The sequence below is a fragment of the Clostridium sp. CM038 genome, from assembly GCF_055081105.1.
In genome coordinates this window covers 1,405,939-1,425,027 of the sequence record NZ_CM143651.1, presented here as the reverse complement: position 1 = coordinate 1,425,027, position 19,089 = coordinate 1,405,939, and the positions used below count along the sequence as shown (strand labels likewise).

The window sequence follows — 19,089 nt, the reverse complement described above, 5'->3', positions numbered from 1 at the left end:
ATGTCGTTAAATTTTAATTTTAAGATCCTCGATGCACTGTGAAATATTAAGCCTTAATACTATTTTTGCATCTTTTTCTATATAAACCTCATTAGGAACAGTAATTAAAAAACATAGCGCCATCCCAAATTTTCTTAAAAAAATCATCTCGCAATTTTTACCTTCTAACGACTTATAATTTCCTTCTAAAGTCTCTATTATAAGTTTACTTTCTTCTAAAGATACATTACCAGATACTAAGCTCTTTTCTAATAGTGAAATATATAAGATTTTTTTAAAAGAAAATGTTTTTATTTCTCCATAGATGTTTTTATACATTGTTAATGTCTGCTTCGTAACAATCTTCTTTTTTAATAACTCGCTCTCATTTAAAAACACATCCGCTAACTGTGGTGAAAACATTTGTGCCAGGTCATCTAATGATGCATCCCCTTTCATATTAATAATTTTTTCTATTCTATCTAATATTTCCTCCCTTGGGAAATAGGTTTCTTGACCTGTATAGCTAGATTTTTTTATAAACCATTCTTCTGGTATAAGACTTTTCCTTTTCCATCTATACAACTGCCCATAGGAAACATTCGTGACTTCTAGCAACTCTTTTTTCGTTATTAACTCTTTATCCATATTGCCACTCCTTTTATGCTTTGAGGTTATTTAACAATATTGTTTTTTTATTATACATTTAGTGTAACATAACATTGTTACGTCGTAAATAATATTTGAAGTAATTATTTGTTTCCAGATACTCAAAAAATTAACCTGTATTCACATATATATTGCAAATACAGGCTAATTAATATTGTTGAAAAGATCTACTTATCATTATGTTAAACAAATTTTCTCCCTGAGTATCCTCCCTATAAAAACATTGTCATAAAATGTACAATAGGATCCCATAATTTTGGATACTCTTCTTTGATTAAATTTTCTATCTGCGCAGCTGTAATATTGGCAAAATTACCATTAGATGATGTATCAATAATAGTTCTCACCCCATTGGCACTACTTCCTATTGCTATATGTCCCCTTGCATAATTACCTATTGCTATTTCTGATGCAATTGAACAACCACCTACTGAATACATTCCAATGGATAACCCTCCAAGGGTAATTACTCCCATTGCTACTCCCCCTATGGCAATAGTACCAATGGCAATTCCCCCTAGAGCACCTAAAATACCTATAGCTATACTTGCTATACTTATCAGCCCTATCGCTACAACCCCAAAACTTAACATGCCTAGCGAAACTATTCCTAATGATATTAATCCCCTCGAAATATTTCCCATTGCAATTATTCCTTTTGCTTCATAAATTCCTAGTCCAATATTAATATGAACTAATGGAATTCCAAAAATTTTTCTCTTGCTTTTATATTCATAATGGAACCTTCTATTAATGACTTTTGTTATCTCTTCTACTTTTTCATGATCTCCTTTTAGTAAAACGTCTAAACTTATTCCATATAATTCACTTAGCATTATTAAATTATTAGTATCAGGATTTGATTGACCTGACTCCCATTTTGAAACAGCCTGTCTCGATATTCCTATTCTATCAGCTAACTCTTCCTGAGAAAATCCTTTCTCTTTTCTTGATTTTCGTAGTCTTTCTGAAAAATTCACTATTAACACCTCCATATCCATCCTACGAAAATAGTTATAAAAAAGCTACCAACTCCAGCTTTCTTATTGTCAACTACTGGTTGCACTTATCTATTTTACTGAGATTCTACTTTATTTTCATTATTAAACAAACTAAAAATGCCCACTCATTTTCTAATCGCCTTTCATCATTATAAGATTTTTAGCTATTTATTACAATCAGCAATTACATTGATTTTTATAGCAATAAACCTGAAATTTAATGCAAAAAAATAACACCGGTATCTATCCGGTGTTATTTGTAAATATCTATTTTATAGGGGGATCCTATTCATTAATACTAGTCCTATTATGTGACAGTAACATGACAAATATGATAATAATTTATGAACAATACTATATTGCATTAAAAAATCGGTAGTTTATACTAATTCTTTACATCATTATGTTAATTTTTTAACCAGCTTCATAGAAAGACCCGTATTTTGATGTTAAAATATATATGAACAATAATGCCACTAAACAATAGGAGTTGGAAAAATGCTAAAGACAATAATATCACCTGGAAAATATATTCAAGGAAATGGAGAATTAAGAAACTTAAACGAACATACAAAAAACTTAGGAAAATCATTTTATATAATTGCAAGTTCTAATGGCATCAAGAGAAACCAACCAATTATAGATAAAAGCTTTAAAGGGACAGACGTTAAACTTACATTTCAAAAATTTAATGGAGAATGTTGCAACAGCGAAATAGATAGATTAAGAGAAGACGTAAAAACTAATAATTGCGATGTCATTATAGGAATAGGCGGAGGTAAAATATTTGATACTGCTAAGGCTGTAGCTTACTATGAAAATCTACCCGTGGTAATAGTACCAACTATTGCTTCAACAGATGCTCCTTGCAGTTCACTCTCCGTTATATATACAGAAGAAGGCAGTTTCAGCAAATATTTATTTTTACCAAATAGTCCAAATGTAGTTTTAGTTGGTACAGGAATAGTAGCTAAGGCCCCAGCTCGATTATTAGTAGCAGGCATAGGAGATGCATTAGCGACATATTTTGAAGCAAGAGCTTGCAAGCAATCTAATGCATCAAATATGAGTGGCGGTAAAATTACCAAAGCTGCTTATGCCTTAGCAGAGCTTTGTTATAATACTTTATTAGAAGATAGTATTAAAGCCAAAGTAGCGGTAGAAATAGGAGTTTGTACTCCAGCAGTTGAAAATATAATAGAGGCTAACACATACTTAAGTGGTATAGGCTTTGAGAGTGGTGGGCTAGCAGCTGCTCATGCAATTCATAATGGTTTCACAGTTCTTGAGGAATGTCATCACTTATATCATGGAGAAAAAGTAGCCTTTGGATTACTAGCTCAATTAGTTTTAGAAAATAGCCCACAAGAAGAACTCGATGATGTTATAGGCATTTGTATTGATTTAGGATTGCCTGTTACTTTAGAAGAAATGGGAATCAAAGAAATAAAAGAAGAAGATATAAGAAGGGTCGCTGAAACTTCCTGCGCAGTGGGAGAAACTATTCATAATATGCCATTTGCGGTTACTGTAGATGATGTATATGCAGCTATACTTGGAGCAGACGCATTGGGAAGACTTTATAACTAACTATTGATATGGGGCATATTATATATATAATATGTCCCATATCAATAGTTGGCAATGAAACAGGCACTTTTTATTGATTATTATAAAGCTATGTTAACAATATTTATGAACTAAACATTCAATTTACAAGCTTCAAAAATAATGGTAATAGTGACATAAGAGGGATAAATGTTGCTGGGAACCCCTTATACCATTTCTTATTATATATAAAACAAACTATAATCCAATTTATTGCACATCCTAAAAATATTAAACATGCCCCATAAAATACAAAATTAGAATCATTACTTACTTTATATATGCCTGAAAGTAGTATTGTATAAAATAAAAAATCCCCTAACCCTTTTGTTGGTATTGGATTATTATTTTTAAATGACTTACCATATACTATTAATTTTGACATTAAATTTTTATTTGACATAACTTTAGCATTTGTAGTTTTTGAACCGATTTTCATAAAACTGATTATATCGAATACTGGTATTCCGATACTTACTCCAATTAAATTTGATAATGGAACAATCTTTCCAATTAAGATTCCAATAAAAATTGCAAATATCATACATAACCAACTATTAATGATTAAACATTCTTTGTCGTATGGCTTTTTAATATAAATTATTAAGAATATCGCTCCAATTATAGAGATCATTGACATCCAAAATATATTAGATAAATTTATAATGATTAGATATGTTATGAACAATGAGATTATCATTATAATAATAGAATGCATAATTGATTCAATTAATCTTGCTTTTAAATCTTGCATGAATTTTTACATCTCCTAACTAACTGTTAATGTGTTTAATACACACCATACGCTCCATGTACACTAACCATATTATCTGTAAATATCATACTGTTGTCAATATTTTTTTCTAATATAATTTACATAAACGAATATAACATAACATTTTTTTGAGCAGGATTTAGTGAAACAGGAACATGATTAAGTGCCTCGACTTTAATGGCCTATTAAAATCTATTGTCAAGCTAACTTGACAAGTAAAAAAAGCAATTATATAATATATGTAAAGCTAGCTTGATAAAAGGAGAAAAATTTTGAAGAATATAATTAAAAAGTTAAGAGAAGAAAATCAATTAACCCAACAAGAATTAGCAAATATTATGGTGGTATCAAGACAAACAATAAATTCGTTAGAGAATAGAAAATATAATCCGTCAATATTACTTGCTCATAAAATTGCTAAATTTTTTGGTACAGTAATTGAAGAAGTATTTATCTTTGAGGAGGAATGAGTCGTGGAAAAATTCGCAAAAAACTATGCACTACGATATTATCTGTCTATATTTGAGATTATTATAGGCTTAACTTTTGTTTTTTCAAGCAAATATTATTTTAATAATAACTTAATGTTTGTTATAGGGTCAGGATCTATTATAGCGGGGATAATAACATATTTGCCAAATAGGAATACCCATAAAAATAATAATGGTAAAAAACATTTTGAACAAACTTATGATGAAAGGTTCTTTGAGATAAGTCAAAAATCATCCGAACTTGCAATTAATATCCTCTTTGTTTTGATTGGAGTCTTAGCATTAATTACGTATATATATCCAATAGAGGCGTATAAACTATGTACTATAATAATATTACTAATGTTTATTACTAATCATTCTTGCTACACCTATTATAATCATAAGTATGAGGATATAGAAGGAACTTCAGAACAGTCTATTGTTAATATTGGCAATAATTTTACAATCAAGAAATTTTTATCTGTATTTAGTATCGGTATTGTATTTGTTGGAACATTACTTGCATTAACCATAGGAGATGTTTATTTAGGTTCCTTTTTTATGAAACAAATTGGAATAACAAATACATTATATTTTAAAATTACAGATAGCATTATTACATTAGCTTTTCTTACAGTAGGAAATTATAGCAGTAAAACAAATTATCCTAAATTAAATAAAATTTTAAGAAGTGTTTTCGGTAAAATGGCATTATTATTAATTATACTACTGTTAATAAACCCCTTTCTAACAAGAATGGGATTGTTTAAATAATCAGTAATGCTTGTATAATTTCTTTTATAAATAAAAGAAAAATCATTTCATATAATAAGGATTTGGCTCAGGATACCATTTATTATATGAAATGATTATTTAATCATAAAGAGATAACTTCAGTAGGAGTCTAACTCTTCTTCTGAAGTCGTCAATATAGCTTCGCAGAAGATAATTTACCCTTCTATTTTAATATGAGCTACTTACGGTTTTAATATAGGATTTTAAGGTTATTAAATAATATATACTATAAAGCACTGCATAAACTAAAATTACAATAATAAATTCTTTAGTAATATTAAATCGCAGGAATTTTCCAAGTGTAATTGATGCGACAAAAGTATTTAGTGTTGCCACAACGAAGGGTACTCCAAATAAAATCATGAGTTCCTTTGAAACAGCCTTTCTTATTTCAACTTTACTAACCCCTATTTTTTCAAGAATTATAAATTTGTTTTTATCCTCCGCAGCTTCCATAGACATTTTAAAATATATAATACCTCCTGTAGCTGTAAGAAATAGTAATCCAATAAATACCCCAATGAAGCCCATCATACCCATTAACTTTATGCCATCCATAAAATGTTCATAAAAGGTTAAAAGCTTATTTTCTGGCGGTATTTTACTTTTCAAATCTACAATAAAATTTTGTGAAAGGAAATCATTATTAAGCATATATCCCGTTACTTTATAGGTATTCTCTTTAGAGATTGTACTTTTAATTTGAGAATAGACGCTATCCTTAACAATAAACGTTGGTCTAGCACCATCGAGTGCTATAAAGAATTTTGTATAAGTATCGGTTACTTTTAGTTTATATTCTTTATCTCCGCCGGCTAACTTAACCTCTTTACCAATTACACTTTTATCAGAAACAGCGTTGGCTACTTGAACAAAATCACAATCCATATCATTTTTTAAATTTACTCTTGTATCAGATTTTTCATGACTATTAACCTTATTAAATTTACTTTGGTTTAAAACTAAAAATGTATCATTTCCAAGCAAGATATCTTTAGTTTTCACCTTAAGAAACTCCATATTGTCCTTATATACAACTGAAATCTCTTTGTAATTCTTAATAGTATCCTCAAAAATTGTATCTGTATTATTAGTACCATTTGTGTATTCTATAGAAAATGGTCTCATGTTTCTTGAGTTTTCTTCGACTTGATTAAAAAGTCCAAAGCAAGTAATCATGGCACAAAGTGCTACAGTAGTTGTAACTGCTATTACACTTAGGGTACCTACATTACCTTTATATCTATAGTAAAGCTGTGAAATGTATATAATCTTTGTTCCTTTAAATAGACTTTTTTCATTCTTTTTACTAATATATATAATTAAAGAAGTAAAGCTTGTAAAAAATAATATAGTGCCTATAACCACTAACAATACTACTATAGGAGCCAGAAGAATATTAGCAGCAGTCTTTCTAATAGCCATATAATATCCGTAGCCTAAGAAAACTATAGAAAGGATGCTAATTATCATGGTTAAAAAGGATACTTTTAACCCTTTTTCAGCTTTTTTTGATGAATTGAAAAGATCTATAAGGTTATCCCTGTATATAAGCAAAGAACTGTGAATACTAATTATTATAAACATAGCTCCAAATACTATAGAACAAACTTTTAAAGCCTCTAAACTAATTTGAAATGACACATCAGCTGTAGCTCCTATCATTGCATATAATAACATTATAAAAAATTTACTGAAAATCAGACCTAAAGCAATTCCGCTGCAAAAGGCGCCAGCTATAGTTATCAAATTTTCTATAAAGTTCAATGTTGCGGTCTGTTTTTTAGACATACCTAGTAACATATATGTTGCAAATTCTTTCTTCCTTGACTTTATAATGAAAGTATTAGAATACCACATAAAAAATGCAGAAAAGCCTGCAATCATATAGGCACCTACGATAAATAAAACCATAAAGCTTTTCATATTTCCTAGTTGGACTTTCACATCTGCATTATTTACAATAGACATAAAAAGATATAATGCAAAAACACTGAAGGTAGAACTTAGAAAAAATGTCCAGTAATTTTTAAAGTTTTTTCTTATATTGTTTACAGCCATACTAATTAAGGTCATCTGTAGAACCTCCTATGACTGAAAGAATCTTTAATATATTTTGATAGAAATCCTTCCTTGTTTTATCCCCTTTATAAATTTCATTAAATAGTTTACCATCTTTAATAAATACAATTCTCTTACAATAAGATGCTGCAAAGGCATCATGAGTAACCATAAGAATTGTAGCTTTATTTTTTTCATTTAAATTCTCAAGGCATCCGAGCAATTCTTTGGAAGATTTGGAATCTAAAGCACCTGTAGGTTCATCAGCGAGCACCATAGAAGGCTCAGTAATCATTGCTCTTGCGGCCGCTGCTCTTTGCTTTTGTCCTCCTGATACCTCATAAGGATATTTGCTTAATATGTCCCTAATGCCAAGCTTAATACTTATGTCTTGTAACTTTGTCTTTATAATCTTATAAGGAGTTTTTGCAAGAGCTAAAGGTAGTACAATATTTTCCTTTAGAGTCATAGTATCAAGCAAATTAAAGTCTTGGAATATAAATCCAAGTTTTTCTCTTCTAAATTTAGACAAATTGGGCTCCTTTAGTTTGGTTATGTCATCACCATGGATTAAAACACTTCCTGAGGTTGGTTTATCAATAGTTGATATTACATTTAAAAAGGTTGTTTTTCCTGAACCAGATGGTCCCATTATTGCTACAAATTCACCATTTTCTACTTTCAAATTTATATCATCAAGTGCTGTATATTTTACACCACCAAATTTTGATCCGTAAACTTTTCTTAGATTTTCTATCTTTAATACTTCTGTCATTATAAATACCCCCCGTTAAATTATCGAGCTTTCACGGAAACTCCTTAGCTCCTGTGATTACTCATTTTTAGTATCATTAATTTTTGTTGATTCCCCCACTTTTTTTGCATAAAACACTTGACAAGCCTGTAAAATTTTGCGGTCCTCCTCTTAAAGACATGTTTTAATAGGAGGATTATTTTATGCTTAAAAATTGGAGCTCTCATGCTGATTATCAGCAATTTATTATTTTAAATCTCTCATGTTTCTACAAAGCTTTTCCTAAAAAAATTATAGAACTTGAACCTTCTATCTCTAAGTTGTATTGCTTAGACTTAGATATTCTTAGAGAGATATTAAAACCTTATTATTCTAATATTGGTAGACCTGCAACTCTTCAACCTGAGATATTTCGTTCATTTTCTTTAATGCTTTTTCAAAAGGAAACAAGCATTACCAACTGGGTTAAAAAGATTCATGCCTGTGAGTTACTTGCAACCTGTATAGGCTGCACTAAAAATAATGTCCCATCACTTGGTGCTCATTATGATTTTATCTCTAGATTATGGCTTTCAAATCTGTCTACCGACAGGGTAAACCTAAAAAAAATATATTCGTATAAGAAGAAACCCTCTAAAATTAAGGCACCCGGGAAAAATAAAAAGCTTCCTAATAAAAAAACTGGTGTTGTTAAGAGAATTTCAGATTTTTTTGAAGCTGGTCGCTCATTTTCCCTAAGAGCCGAAAGGCTGCTTCAAAAAATATTCTCATTAGTTGCTGTAGAACCCTCTTTTAATCTTAACTTAATAGAAAAAGATAACCTTACAGTTGGCGGCGATGGTACTTGTGTTCACTGTAAGTCTTCTTACTATGGTTCTAAAGTTTGTGACTGCCGTGAAAATGGAATTTACGATTGCAAATGCCCTCGTAGACTTTCTGACATAAATGCTAATTGGGGTTGGGACAGCCATGAAAATCGTTGGTTTTATGGCTACACTCTCTATGCTTTATCTGTCTATAATAAAAAATATAAGATAGATCTACCTATTTATCTACGATTTGTAGAGGCAAGCAGACACGACAGTGTCACTGGAATAGTAGCATTAGCTGAATTTAGAGAACTGTTACCGCAGTTCACTATATCAAATTATGTTCTTGACTCAGCTAATGATAACTACCCTACATATGAATTATGTTCTAAATGGAACATTAATCCCTTTATTGATCTGAACTCCAAAAACAAAGGAAATTCAAAATATCCAGTTACTCTAGATATTAATGAAAAAGGATTTCCTATCTGTATTGGTGGCCATGAAATGGTCTATAACGGTTATGAAAAAAGTCGTTCACGCCTTAAATGGCGTTGCCCTTTAGTTTTAAAAAAGGTTGCTAGTTGCTCTTGCTGTGAACAGTGCTCACCTTCACCTTATGGGCGAGTAATCTACACTAAACCATCATGGGATTTGCGGTTGTTTACTCCTGTGCCTCGCGGCTCAAAACAATGGAAAACTATTTATAAAACTAGAACCTGCTCAGAACGTATAAACAATCGTATTCTAAATGATTATAAAATTCATACTTTACGAATACATGGTAAAAAACGTTATTCATTTATGACTATGATTGCTGGAATTAATATTCATCTAGATGCAAGACTTAAAGTTTCAGGTTTTAGTATTTTAAATTTATTAGAGTAGCTGTTTGACAATTAAGTACTTTTTTCTGAAAATTCCTGCATCGTGTAGGCTTGTTTGCTATACCTATTTTTATTCCTAACTGCTCTCTGAACATAAAATTTATAGCACTATAATGACTCTATACATAATTAAGTTTTACATATTAGTTTCCGTGACTACTCTTATCTTCTGCGAAGCTATAGCATCAACGACTTCAGAAGGAGTTTTATACTTCCACTGAAGTTTTTTCTTTGTTATAGTATGTAACACCCACTTATAGAAGTGGGTGACTTCCCTTCTGAAATGTCGTTAATGTTAATTATTTTGAATATGCTTTACACTCTTAGTATACAAAAAAGCAAAATATACCGCCATTGCTTTGGCTTACATTTTGCTCTTTCACCTTACATTTTTGTAACATCATAGTAATTATCCCATTTTAGAAAATGAATAATTACTTGGTTCATTTACCATATTTTGATTCTAGAGTAATATAATGACTAAATTTTTTAGCAATTTTTTGTGAAAGGTACAAACCCATTCCACTAGCTTTTAAGTTTTCGTTTCTTCCGTTAAAACCTGTAAAAGACTTTTTAAACATTTTATTTATATCTACTCACAATTCCTATTATTAAAACATTAGTCCCATTATCTCTATTTTATAGGTGGCAACTTATATTCTTAAACACCATCCGCATAGTAGTACCCTTGCCTAAATTACTCTCAACACAAATTTTAGCATTATGAACCTCAGCAATTTGTGTACATATTGAGAGCCCCAAGCCAGCACCATTATTACTCCTATTCCTAGATTTATCTCCCATGTAAAAAGGCTCAAAAATTTTTTCTATCTCATCTTTAGCAATACCTACCCCATTGTCTTTAACTTCAATTATTGGATTTATATTCATATAAGCCTTTAAGCAAATTTCATCCCCTATTTTAGATGCCTTTACTGCATTATCAATTATATTGCTTATTAAAATAACAACCAATTCTTTGTCTATTAGTATATCAAAATCCTCTGTTATAATTTTCAAATTTATTTCTTTATCCCTCAGCTTACGATGTAAATGACTATTAATTTCATATAAAAGTTTTTTTACATTGATATTCTTCTTTTTTATGCTTTCTCTTTTTAAAATTATCAAATCCATTAATTTTGAAGATAATTTTTCTAATCTTTTGCCTTCATTATATATATAATTTAAGGATTCTATAGTGGTTTTCTCATCACATTTATTAATCCTTAAAAAATCAGCATACCCTATTATTGAAGTCAAAGGAGTCCTAATTTCATGTGATAAATTATCAATAAATCTTTGCTTATCCTCTGATACATTTTCTAGTGCATTTATCTTATCTTCTATTACGTCTGCCATATTATTAAAGTTTTTAGCAAGTAATCCAATCTCATCATCGGACCCTACACTTACTCTTTCACTGAAATTACCTTCAGATATTTCTTGAGTTGATTTTATGAGTTTATTTATAGGCCTCACAATGGCTTTACTTAATATTACCATAACGCCTGCTAATGCATATAATTATATTTAACCTGGTTAAAAGGTTAAACATAGATTTTTGATTTTCATAAATACTTGATATATCCTTTATATAATAAATCCTGTAATAATAATTATTTAAATTTATTTTTTTATTTATAAACACATATGATTTACTATTTACATCTCGTATTGCATAAGTAACTTTATTTAAAGGTGTATTCAATTCTGCCTTTGTAATATTGGCATTTCCCTTAAAATCATTACAAATTTTTTCGCCGAACTCATCTGTTATATTTATGTATATTTTTTCACCTTTAAAATAACTCATGTATGTGCTTATAATTGAATCTGTTTCTTTTTTGCTAAATTGATACTGTTCAGGATTGGTATACTTATAGATTTTTGCTAAATACATATTAGCTTCCAATAAGCTACATAGTCTATTTTGCTCATTTATTCCAGAATTAATTTCACTATCTAAATTTAATGTAAAGCTTTTATTTATCAAATATACACTGGAAGAAATGAAAAAAACCTGAAAAACTATTAATGTACATATGAATATTTTCTCCCAAAGTTTCATTTACTCCTCCAATCTATATCCTAAACCAAACACTGTTTTTATATTGTCCTTTAAGTCTAATTTTTTTCTTAGTTTTTGAATATGATTGTCTATAGTTCTAGTTTCTCCAATATAGTCATAACCCCAAACTTTCTCTACTAGTCGCTCTCTTGTAAGTGCTATGTTTTTATTTCGTACTAAAAATGCCAAAAGTTCAAATTCCTTCAATGTAAGATCAATGATTTCCCCCTTTTCCTTTACTGTCCGCTCCCGAAGATTTATTTCTAAATTTTTGCATTTAAATATTTCAGTATTTTTTTTATAATGCCTTAGAACATTTTTAATTCTTGCAATAAGCTCTATGCCTTCAAATGGTTTTGTAATATAGTCATCTGCACCAATTCGTAACCCATTAACTTTATTCTCAACAGAATTTTTAGCAGTTAAAAAAATTGCAGGTAATTCTAATGGTTTTATCTTCTCAAATAAAGTAAAACCATCCATATTTGGAAGCATTATATCAAGAAGTACTAAATCAAATTTTTCATTTTGTATCATTTTTAAAGCTTCTTCTCCATCATAGCATTGCTTACACTCATAGTTTGCCATATTTAAATTAAGTTTAATTAAATTTGATATTGGCACGTCATCTTCCACAATTAATATATTTATCATTCTTTAACCACCTACTATTTTTTTCTGCATTGGGAATTATATTGCAAATTTCATTGTATTTAAATTATAACGCGTAAAGCCTACAATAGAATTATTTGAACCACTGAACTCTAACATTATTCCGGTACCGCGAGCCTATATATGTCTAAAACCTGACCTGTTTGTGTATCTATCTCTACACAAACCCCACGGCCTCCACCGTTTTCAATTTCTTTTATCATATTTTCTATTTCTTGGATAGTTGCAAGGCTATCCTTTTCTGTTCTACCTTCAAATTTTTTCAACTTTTGGGTAAGCTCCTCTTTTGTAAGATTATTCGTTACTTTTTTAGTGTTACCTTTTACCGCCAAAGTGTCCGAAATATCCTTCTTCACAGCAATCTCCGTCTTTTCACTCGCCACTTTAACAACATTTTTAGTCACACTAGCAGAATTTCGGCTTGCAAATGCGACTACTCCCGTACTTGAAGCTATTAATCCAACTGCCAATACTAATTTTATCAATCTTTTTTTATTCATTGTCATCAACCTCCAAAATAAATTTGCAATCAATATATATACGTCATTTTGACTACATTTTTTATTATGTACTATAAATGTGTTACACTCATCCTCAAGTTATCTCCAACTTGTAAATTTTCACACACAATAAAAAGCGCTCAAACGCAAAAGATTGAATTATACAAAAATCAAAATATACCGCTCTTACTTCACCTTACATTTTTGTAACATCATAGTAATTATCCCATTTTAGAAAATGAATAATTACTTTGGTGCCTTTACCATATTCTGATTCTAGGGTAATATAATGGCCAAGTTTTTTAGCAATTTTTTGAGAAAGGTACAAACCCATTCCACTAGCTTTTAAGTTTTCGTTTCTTCCGTTAAAACCTGTAAAAGACTTTTTAAATAATCTATTTATATCTTCACTTTTAATGCCTATTCCCGTATCTTCTACTATTAATAAAACCTCTTTTGCAACTTTAATATGTTTAAATATTATGCTTCCACCATTGCTGGTATATTTTAATGAATTTGAAACAACTTGATCAATTATGAAAAGCAACCACTTTTTATCGGTATCTATAATAAGGGGTTCAGGTACATTATTTATTAATTTAATATGTTTTTTTATAAATATAATTGAATGTTTTTTAATACTTTCTTTAATTACTTTGTTGATACTCACTTCTGAAAGGATATAATCTTCAGAAAAATTATTACTTCTTGAATAATAAAGTACCTTTTCAACATAATCCTCAATCTTTTCAAGTTCTTCTTTTAAGGATGAAGATGTAGCGCCTGTGCTCTCAATCAATAACTTTGATGTAGTAATTGGAGTTTTAATTTCATGAACCCACGCAGTCATAAACTCTGCATTTTCTTTGAAATCTGTTTCCGTGCTTCTTGCAATTTTCAGGAAATCTTCATAAATCATCTGAATTATTTGAGCATATATTTCATCTTTATAATCTATTGGACCCGGTAAAATAGGAGTTTTATCTTCTGAATTTTTAACGAATAAAAGCTTTTTAATATGCTGGGATTTTTCATAATAATCTATACTAATATAAATTATTAACATGAAAAAAGAAACAAATATTATGTAAAGTAAATTAGAAGTAAGTACGCGATTTTTTCTGTCTAAACATATAGTTAATGAAATAAAAGCCATGAGAAGAAAGTAAAATACTAAAAGCTTTAGGTTCTCCTTTAAATATTTAATAAAGCTCATTTAATAACATATCCTTGATTTATAATGGTCTTAATAAAATCTATAAGACCAATTTCTTTTAGCTTTTTTCTCAGTCTGTTTATATTAACTGTTAGTGTATTGTCATCGATGAAGTTTTCATCTTGCCAAAGTTCTTGCATTATATCCTCGCGGCTTACTATGGTTTCATGCTTTTTCATTAATACATATAATATTTTAAATTCATTTTTGGTTAGTTCAATTGATTTTTCGCCTACGTAAAGGGTGTTATCCCTTAATGATAGCACAGCGCCTTTATAATCAATAGTATCCAAACTTGTATCTCCATAAGAATAGGTCCTACGTAAAATTGCATTTATTTTTGCCATAAGTATATCCAGAGAAAAAGGTTTTGTAATGTAATCATCCGCACCCGTATTCACTGCCATAATAACATCCATATTTGTACTTCTTGAAGATAAAAATATTACTGGCACCTTAGAAACATTTCTAATTTTATTACACCAATAAAATCCATCAAAAGCAGGCAGATTTACATCCATTAGAACAAGTTCCGGCTTTACCTTCACAAATTCTTCAAATACATTATTGAAGTTATTAACTGCATAGGCTTCAAAACCCCATTTACAAAGAGATTCTTTTATTATATCTCTAATTTTCTCTTCGTCTTCAATTATCAATATTTTATACATGACATCCCCCTTAATGATTTTACGAATTATCGTTCATACTCCTATAATCTACCTATAATATACCATATTCTATAGATGAAATTAAATCTAAATTAAAATAACCATGAATACTTCATAAAACAGAAGTAACCATGGCTTTTTATTTCTAAATTATTTTGTTAAATATAGATACGTATCTAAGCTTCTATCTACAGCTCCTGAAATGATTTTTATAAATCCCTCTAACTTCCCCTCTAAACTAGCCAATTCTAATGCTTTCATATATTCCTCTCTATTTTCAGTCCTTATCACTGTTATAGGGTATCCATTTCTCATTAATATAAGATTCATAAGAAGCCTTGCAGTTCTTCCATTTCCATCAGTAAAAGGATGAATATACACATACCTAAAGTGAAACTCTGCTGCCAATTCTATTGGATGTTTTTTATTCTTGCTGCAATTATACCACTCTATTAGTTCTGTCATTTTTTCTTTCACTAAAAAATGTTCTACAGGTATATGCTTGCTACCACTGATAATTACATTATTTTGTCTATATTCTCCAGCATACTTATTATCTATACTTTTCAATATTAAGTAATGTAAGTCTTTAATAACCCTTTCTGATATATCCGTATCTTCACTTACAATGTCTTCTACATAATCAATTGCTTCCTTGTGGTTAATTACTTCTAAATGTTCTTTTAAGCTCTTACCTTTTCCTATAGTTAAGCCATCCTCCAAGATTACTTTAGTTTCAGTTATTGTCAGAGTATTTCCTTCTATCGCATTAGAATTATATGTTAGTTCCACATCAAAATATTTTTTTAAATTTTCTACAGCAATTCTACTCAGGGGTCTCTTGCCATCTAGTGATTCCTTTTTATTATCTATGATTTCAAACATAATTTCCACTCCTATTCGTATAGTATATTACTTACCGCCTTCACCACTTGTTCAATTATTACTGATTTGCGATTGATGATGCCAATGCTTTAAACAAAAATGAATGTACGCTTTCAAATAAAACCTTACATTATATCTTTATTCAATTATACGATATATCCCTATAGTTATTCAAGCAGTTAACATAATTATGTATAAATTGTATAATAAAAGTTTTAAGAGTTGGTCTGCATGTTTGTATATGTTAATATGGTTAGATAATGAATAAGTTAATTATTTGTTATAAACTATAAAAAAATTTACAGGAGGACAATTATGTTTAAAGAAATTAAAGTCGAGGAATTACAGTTCAACCCTTTCACAAAAATCGGGAAAGAATGGCTGCTGATAACAGCAGGGAATAAGGAGAAATTTAATACAATGACTGCCAGTTGGGGTGGTGTTGGTGTATATTGGGGAATGAATGTTGTTACCACATACATAAGGCCTCAGAGATATACGAAAGAATTTATCGATGCAAATGACATGTTTACGATTGCTTTTTTTGATGAGAAGTATAGGAAAGCCCTAAATATATGTGGTAGCATTTCAGGAAGAGACACAGATAAGGTAAACGAAGCTGGACTCACTCCTTATTTTGTTGACGATACAGTATCCTTTGAAGAAGCAAACATGATAATTGTTTGTAGGAAGGTATATCATGATACAATGTCGCCTGAAAATTTCGAGTCCAAAGAGAATGATGCAAAATGGTATCCAAACAAGGATTATCATACAATGTACATCTCTGAAATTACAAAAGTGCTCGTAAAGGCCTAATATTACGTATCAATTTTAAATATTATATTAACAGGGCTATAGTGTAGCCTGTGCTACACTATATATATTAAGGAGGCATCTAAAACTATGATAAAAGAAATTACAGCGCGTAGAAGTATAAGGAAATATATTGATAAACCAGTTGAAAATGAAAAAATAACACAGCTACTTGAGAGTGCAAGACTTGCTCCATCTGGTAGTAACACGCAGCCTTGGCATTTCATTGTAGTAAAATCCGAATTAAGTAGACAAAAATTAGCTAAAGTTTCTCATAACCAAAAATGGATGATTTCTTCTCCAGTTTTTATTGTATGTGTAGCAGATATACGTTGCAGAATAGAAGACGATGTAAGTGTATTATTAAATGAAGATAGTTCACAAGAAGAACTTAAGCAGATAATCAGAGATACCTCAATTTGTATAGGACATATGCTGCTTGAAGCTGATAACTTAGGATTAGGTACTTGTTGTGTTGCATGGTTTATCCAAGAAGAAATAAGACCAATTTTAAATATACCTGATGATAAATATGTAGTTGGCATTATTACTCTTGGTTATGCAAATGAAACACCAAAAGCTCGTACGCGAAAAAAACTTAAAGAACTAATACATTATGAAAATTGGTAAAAATACATATGAACATCATTCAACATAATAAGTCTCCACGATTTAAAATAATTTAAAGAAATGGAGACTTATTATCTATTATAAACTTAAAATTAAGTATACCATCCCATAAATTGTACTATTTCTATATTCAGCCTCAAGGATGCTCAAGTTAAGCAATGACCAGTATTGTTCATTTATTTTTCTACATTCCCTTAAGTTTCCTTCTATCTAACTTATCAATGTTTCCTGATTGAATATATTTAATATTTGCTTGGATTTTTTCATCTGTCCAATCCCACCACTTAATTCTTAACAATTTTAAAATTACATCATCGCTAAACCTTTTCTTTATAACTTTTGCTGGTATTCCTCCAACAATAGTATAGGGTGGAACATCTTTAGTAACTACTGCTCTAGTTCCAATAATTGCACCATCTCCAATTTTCACACCTGCCATAATTATAGCGTCATAACCTATCCACACATCATTGCCAATTACAATATCTCCTTTATTATCCCAAGCATCTGTTACATTACTTACGTCTAAACCCCATTCCTCATAAAATATTGGAAATGTATAAGTAGATATTGATTTCATTGTGTGATTTCCACTTGTCATGAGAAACTTCGCTTTACATGCAATTGAACAAAACTTCCCAATTATTAACTTATCATTGTTAACAGGATACTGATATAATACATTATTTTTTTCAAAATCCCTTGGATCACTATAATAATCATTATATATTGTATAATCTCCAACTCTTATATTATCTCTTGTAATTACATTTTTAAGATATATTGTTTGGTAATCATTACTTCTTGGATATACTTTACCTGAATTTGGAATAACCATATTTAACTCCCTTCATTTATATTGTCTTACTCTTACGACACATTTTTTTACGATTGTTCATCAATCGTATATTTAGGATTAATCTACTCTTTATGAAAAATGAGTCTTATTAAGTATAAATTTTATACTTGTACCCTTCAAAGAAAATTGTACTCTAAGGAACTCATTATTTATTTTGTTTAAACTTTTGAATTGTAGTTAAGAGTATCCCTTCGTTCTCATACTTTTCTAATATTTTTGGCATCTTCCTCATATTTGAGGTTACTATTGCATCCTCTAAAACTATTGATTTATATCCTTTATCTATTGCTCCTATTGATGTCCTGTATACACATGCAGTTGCATCTAATCCAACAATAAAGACTTCATTGATATGATTTTGTTCAAGGAAACTATCTAATTTAGGATTTGAAAAAGCATTTCCTTTATCTTTTGAATAAATATAATTATTAACAATCTTTATTCTTGAATCTATCTCACTTCCCTGCGTTCCTTTGATAAATCTGTTTCTCATTACAATTTTATTTAAAAAATTACTATTTATTTCATGCTTTATATATATAACAGTAATTCCTTTCTTTTCACTACTTTCAATAACTAAATTCACATTACTAATAAGTTCTTGTGAATTTTTATATGGTCGTTTTGCTGTTTTTCCTGTAGCATCCTCCTGTATATCTATCACAAGTAATGCTTTATTAATATTATCATTTTGATTATTCAATTACGTCTCCCTCAATTGATTCATATTTTGACCCTAAAGTGATTTTCAATTAATCTTTTATAATAATGCCAACACTACGAAGGCCTAACAAACCCCCACCCTTATTCTCCATATTCATTCATTATCCCTGTTGTTCTTTCACCAGCCCCTGCTATAAAGACACATTTATATTCATACTTTTTCACACAGACGCTTCCTTTATATATTTCAATCTATTTTATATTTGTTTATGACACCTTCGTCACAAAATACAAC

The 19,089-nt window shown here is 29.7% G+C and carries 20 protein-coding genes; 6 read left to right on the top strand and 14 right to left on the bottom strand.

The annotated features are described in order from the left end of the window. Positions 1-6: 6 nt before the first annotated feature. Positions 7-627 (bottom strand): YhbD family protein, encoded by a 621-nt coding sequence (locus ACWJKS_RS06495; RefSeq protein ID WP_216302993.1) that lies wholly within the window; start codon positions 625-627, stop codon positions 7-9. Between the two features lie 233 nt (positions 628-860). Next, positions 861-1,628: a helix-turn-helix domain-containing protein gene (locus ACWJKS_RS06490; protein ID WP_462960767.1), complete on the bottom strand. Its 768-nt coding sequence runs from the start codon at positions 1,626-1,628 to the stop codon at positions 861-863. Positions 1,629-2,147: 519 nt separating this feature from the next. On the opposite strand from ACWJKS_RS06490, the gene ACWJKS_RS06485 reads away from it, so the two are divergent. Further along, positions 2,148-3,239: a glycerol dehydrogenase gene (locus ACWJKS_RS06485; protein ID WP_462960766.1), complete on the top strand. Its 1,092-nt coding sequence runs from the start codon at positions 2,148-2,150 to the stop codon at positions 3,237-3,239. 118 nt (positions 3,240-3,357) lie between these two features. Here the strand turns inward: ACWJKS_RS06485 and ACWJKS_RS06480 are convergent, their stop codons facing one another. Next, positions 3,358-4,011, bottom strand: a complete 654-nt coding sequence (locus ACWJKS_RS06480) for a hypothetical protein (RefSeq protein ID WP_216302985.1) — start codon at positions 4,009-4,011, stop codon at positions 3,358-3,360. Positions 4,012-4,304: 293 nt separating this feature from the next. Between ACWJKS_RS06480 and ACWJKS_RS06475 the strand changes: the two genes are divergently transcribed. Both ACWJKS_RS06475 and ACWJKS_RS06470 read left to right on the top strand, forming a co-directional pair. Further along, entirely contained in the window at positions 4,305-4,502 is a 198-nt protein-coding gene (locus ACWJKS_RS06475) for a helix-turn-helix transcriptional regulator (protein WP_462960765.1), read from the top strand. A gap of 3 nt (positions 4,503-4,505) precedes the next feature. Continuing rightward, complete coding sequence (locus ACWJKS_RS06470) at positions 4,506-5,279, top strand: DUF2178 domain-containing protein (RefSeq protein WP_462959267.1); 774 nt, start codon at positions 4,506-4,508, stop codon at positions 5,277-5,279. Between the two features lie 189 nt (positions 5,280-5,468). Here the strand turns inward: ACWJKS_RS06470 and ACWJKS_RS06465 are convergent, their stop codons facing one another. Further along, entirely contained in the window at positions 5,469-7,376 is a 1,908-nt protein-coding gene (locus tag ACWJKS_RS06465) for an FtsX-like permease family protein (RefSeq protein ID WP_462959268.1), read from the bottom strand. Further along, positions 7,363-8,136: an ABC transporter ATP-binding protein gene (locus ACWJKS_RS06460; protein WP_462960764.1), complete on the bottom strand. Its 774-nt coding sequence runs from the start codon at positions 8,134-8,136 to the stop codon at positions 7,363-7,365. The genes ACWJKS_RS06465 and ACWJKS_RS06460 overlap by 14 nt, the downstream gene beginning before the upstream one ends. Before the next feature lie 182 nt (positions 8,137-8,318). Between ACWJKS_RS06460 and ACWJKS_RS06455 the strand changes: the two genes are divergently transcribed. Beyond that, positions 8,319-9,812 carry a hypothetical protein gene (locus ACWJKS_RS06455; RefSeq protein ID WP_462959674.1) on the top strand — a complete coding sequence of 498 codons (1,494 nt, stop codon included), beginning with the start codon at positions 8,319-8,321 and terminating at the stop codon, positions 9,810-9,812. A 638-nt stretch (positions 9,813-10,450) separates the two neighbouring features. On the opposite strand, the gene ACWJKS_RS06450 is transcribed toward ACWJKS_RS06455, so the two are convergent. From ACWJKS_RS06450 to ACWJKS_RS06420, 7 genes are all read right to left on the bottom strand, one after another. Further along, positions 10,451-11,317 carry a HAMP domain-containing sensor histidine kinase gene (locus ACWJKS_RS06450; protein ID WP_462960763.1) on the bottom strand — a complete coding sequence of 289 codons (867 nt, stop codon included), beginning with the start codon at positions 11,315-11,317 and terminating at the stop codon, positions 10,451-10,453. Continuing rightward, positions 11,301-11,882 carry a hypothetical protein gene (locus tag ACWJKS_RS06445; RefSeq protein ID WP_462960762.1) on the bottom strand — a complete coding sequence of 194 codons (582 nt, stop codon included), beginning with the start codon at positions 11,880-11,882 and terminating at the stop codon, positions 11,301-11,303. The genes ACWJKS_RS06450 and ACWJKS_RS06445 overlap by 17 nt, the downstream gene beginning before the upstream one ends. Then, on the bottom strand, positions 11,883-12,536 hold the full coding sequence (locus ACWJKS_RS06440) for a response regulator transcription factor (RefSeq protein ID WP_462960761.1): 654 nt from the start codon (positions 12,534-12,536) through the stop codon (positions 11,883-11,885). It abuts the gene before it with no gap. Between the two features lie 116 nt (positions 12,537-12,652). Then, entirely contained in the window at positions 12,653-13,054 is a 402-nt protein-coding gene (locus ACWJKS_RS06435; RefSeq protein ID WP_462960760.1) for a hypothetical protein, read from the bottom strand. A gap of 196 nt (positions 13,055-13,250) precedes the next feature. Continuing rightward, the gene (locus ACWJKS_RS06430) at positions 13,251-14,270 is read right to left on the bottom strand and encodes a sensor histidine kinase (RefSeq protein WP_462960759.1); all 1,020 of its coding nucleotides are present in this window, start codon (positions 14,268-14,270) and stop codon (positions 13,251-13,253) included. Then, the gene (locus tag ACWJKS_RS06425) at positions 14,267-14,941 is read right to left on the bottom strand and encodes a response regulator transcription factor (protein ID WP_462953990.1); all 675 of its coding nucleotides are present in this window, start codon (positions 14,939-14,941) and stop codon (positions 14,267-14,269) included. The genes ACWJKS_RS06430 and ACWJKS_RS06425 overlap by 4 nt, the downstream gene beginning before the upstream one ends. Positions 14,942-15,091: 150 nt before the next feature. Further along, positions 15,092-15,826: a Fic family protein gene (locus ACWJKS_RS06420; RefSeq protein ID WP_462960758.1), complete on the bottom strand. Its 735-nt coding sequence runs from the start codon at positions 15,824-15,826 to the stop codon at positions 15,092-15,094. 312 nt (positions 15,827-16,138) lie between these two features. Between ACWJKS_RS06420 and ACWJKS_RS06415 the strand changes: the two genes are divergently transcribed. After that, on the top strand, positions 16,139-16,645 hold the full coding sequence (locus tag ACWJKS_RS06415; protein ID WP_216303024.1) for a flavin reductase: 507 nt from the start codon (positions 16,139-16,141) through the stop codon (positions 16,643-16,645). A gap of 87 nt (positions 16,646-16,732) precedes the next feature. Then, positions 16,733-17,272: a nitroreductase family protein gene (locus ACWJKS_RS06410; protein WP_462960757.1), complete on the top strand. Its 540-nt coding sequence runs from the start codon at positions 16,733-16,735 to the stop codon at positions 17,270-17,272. Positions 17,273-17,456: 184 nt separating this feature from the next. On the opposite strand, the gene ACWJKS_RS06405 is transcribed toward ACWJKS_RS06410, so the two are convergent. Together ACWJKS_RS06405 and ACWJKS_RS06400 are read right to left on the bottom strand one after the other, a co-directional pair. Then, a complete protein-coding gene (locus ACWJKS_RS06405) occupies positions 17,457-18,110 on the bottom strand; it encodes a CatB-related O-acetyltransferase (protein ID WP_216302976.1) in 654 nt (217 codons plus the stop codon). 166 nt (positions 18,111-18,276) lie between these two features. Continuing rightward, positions 18,277-18,834, bottom strand: coding sequence for a cysteine hydrolase family protein (locus ACWJKS_RS06400; protein ID WP_462960756.1), 558 nt, complete (start codon positions 18,832-18,834; stop codon positions 18,277-18,279). Positions 18,835-19,089 lie beyond the last annotated feature (255 nt).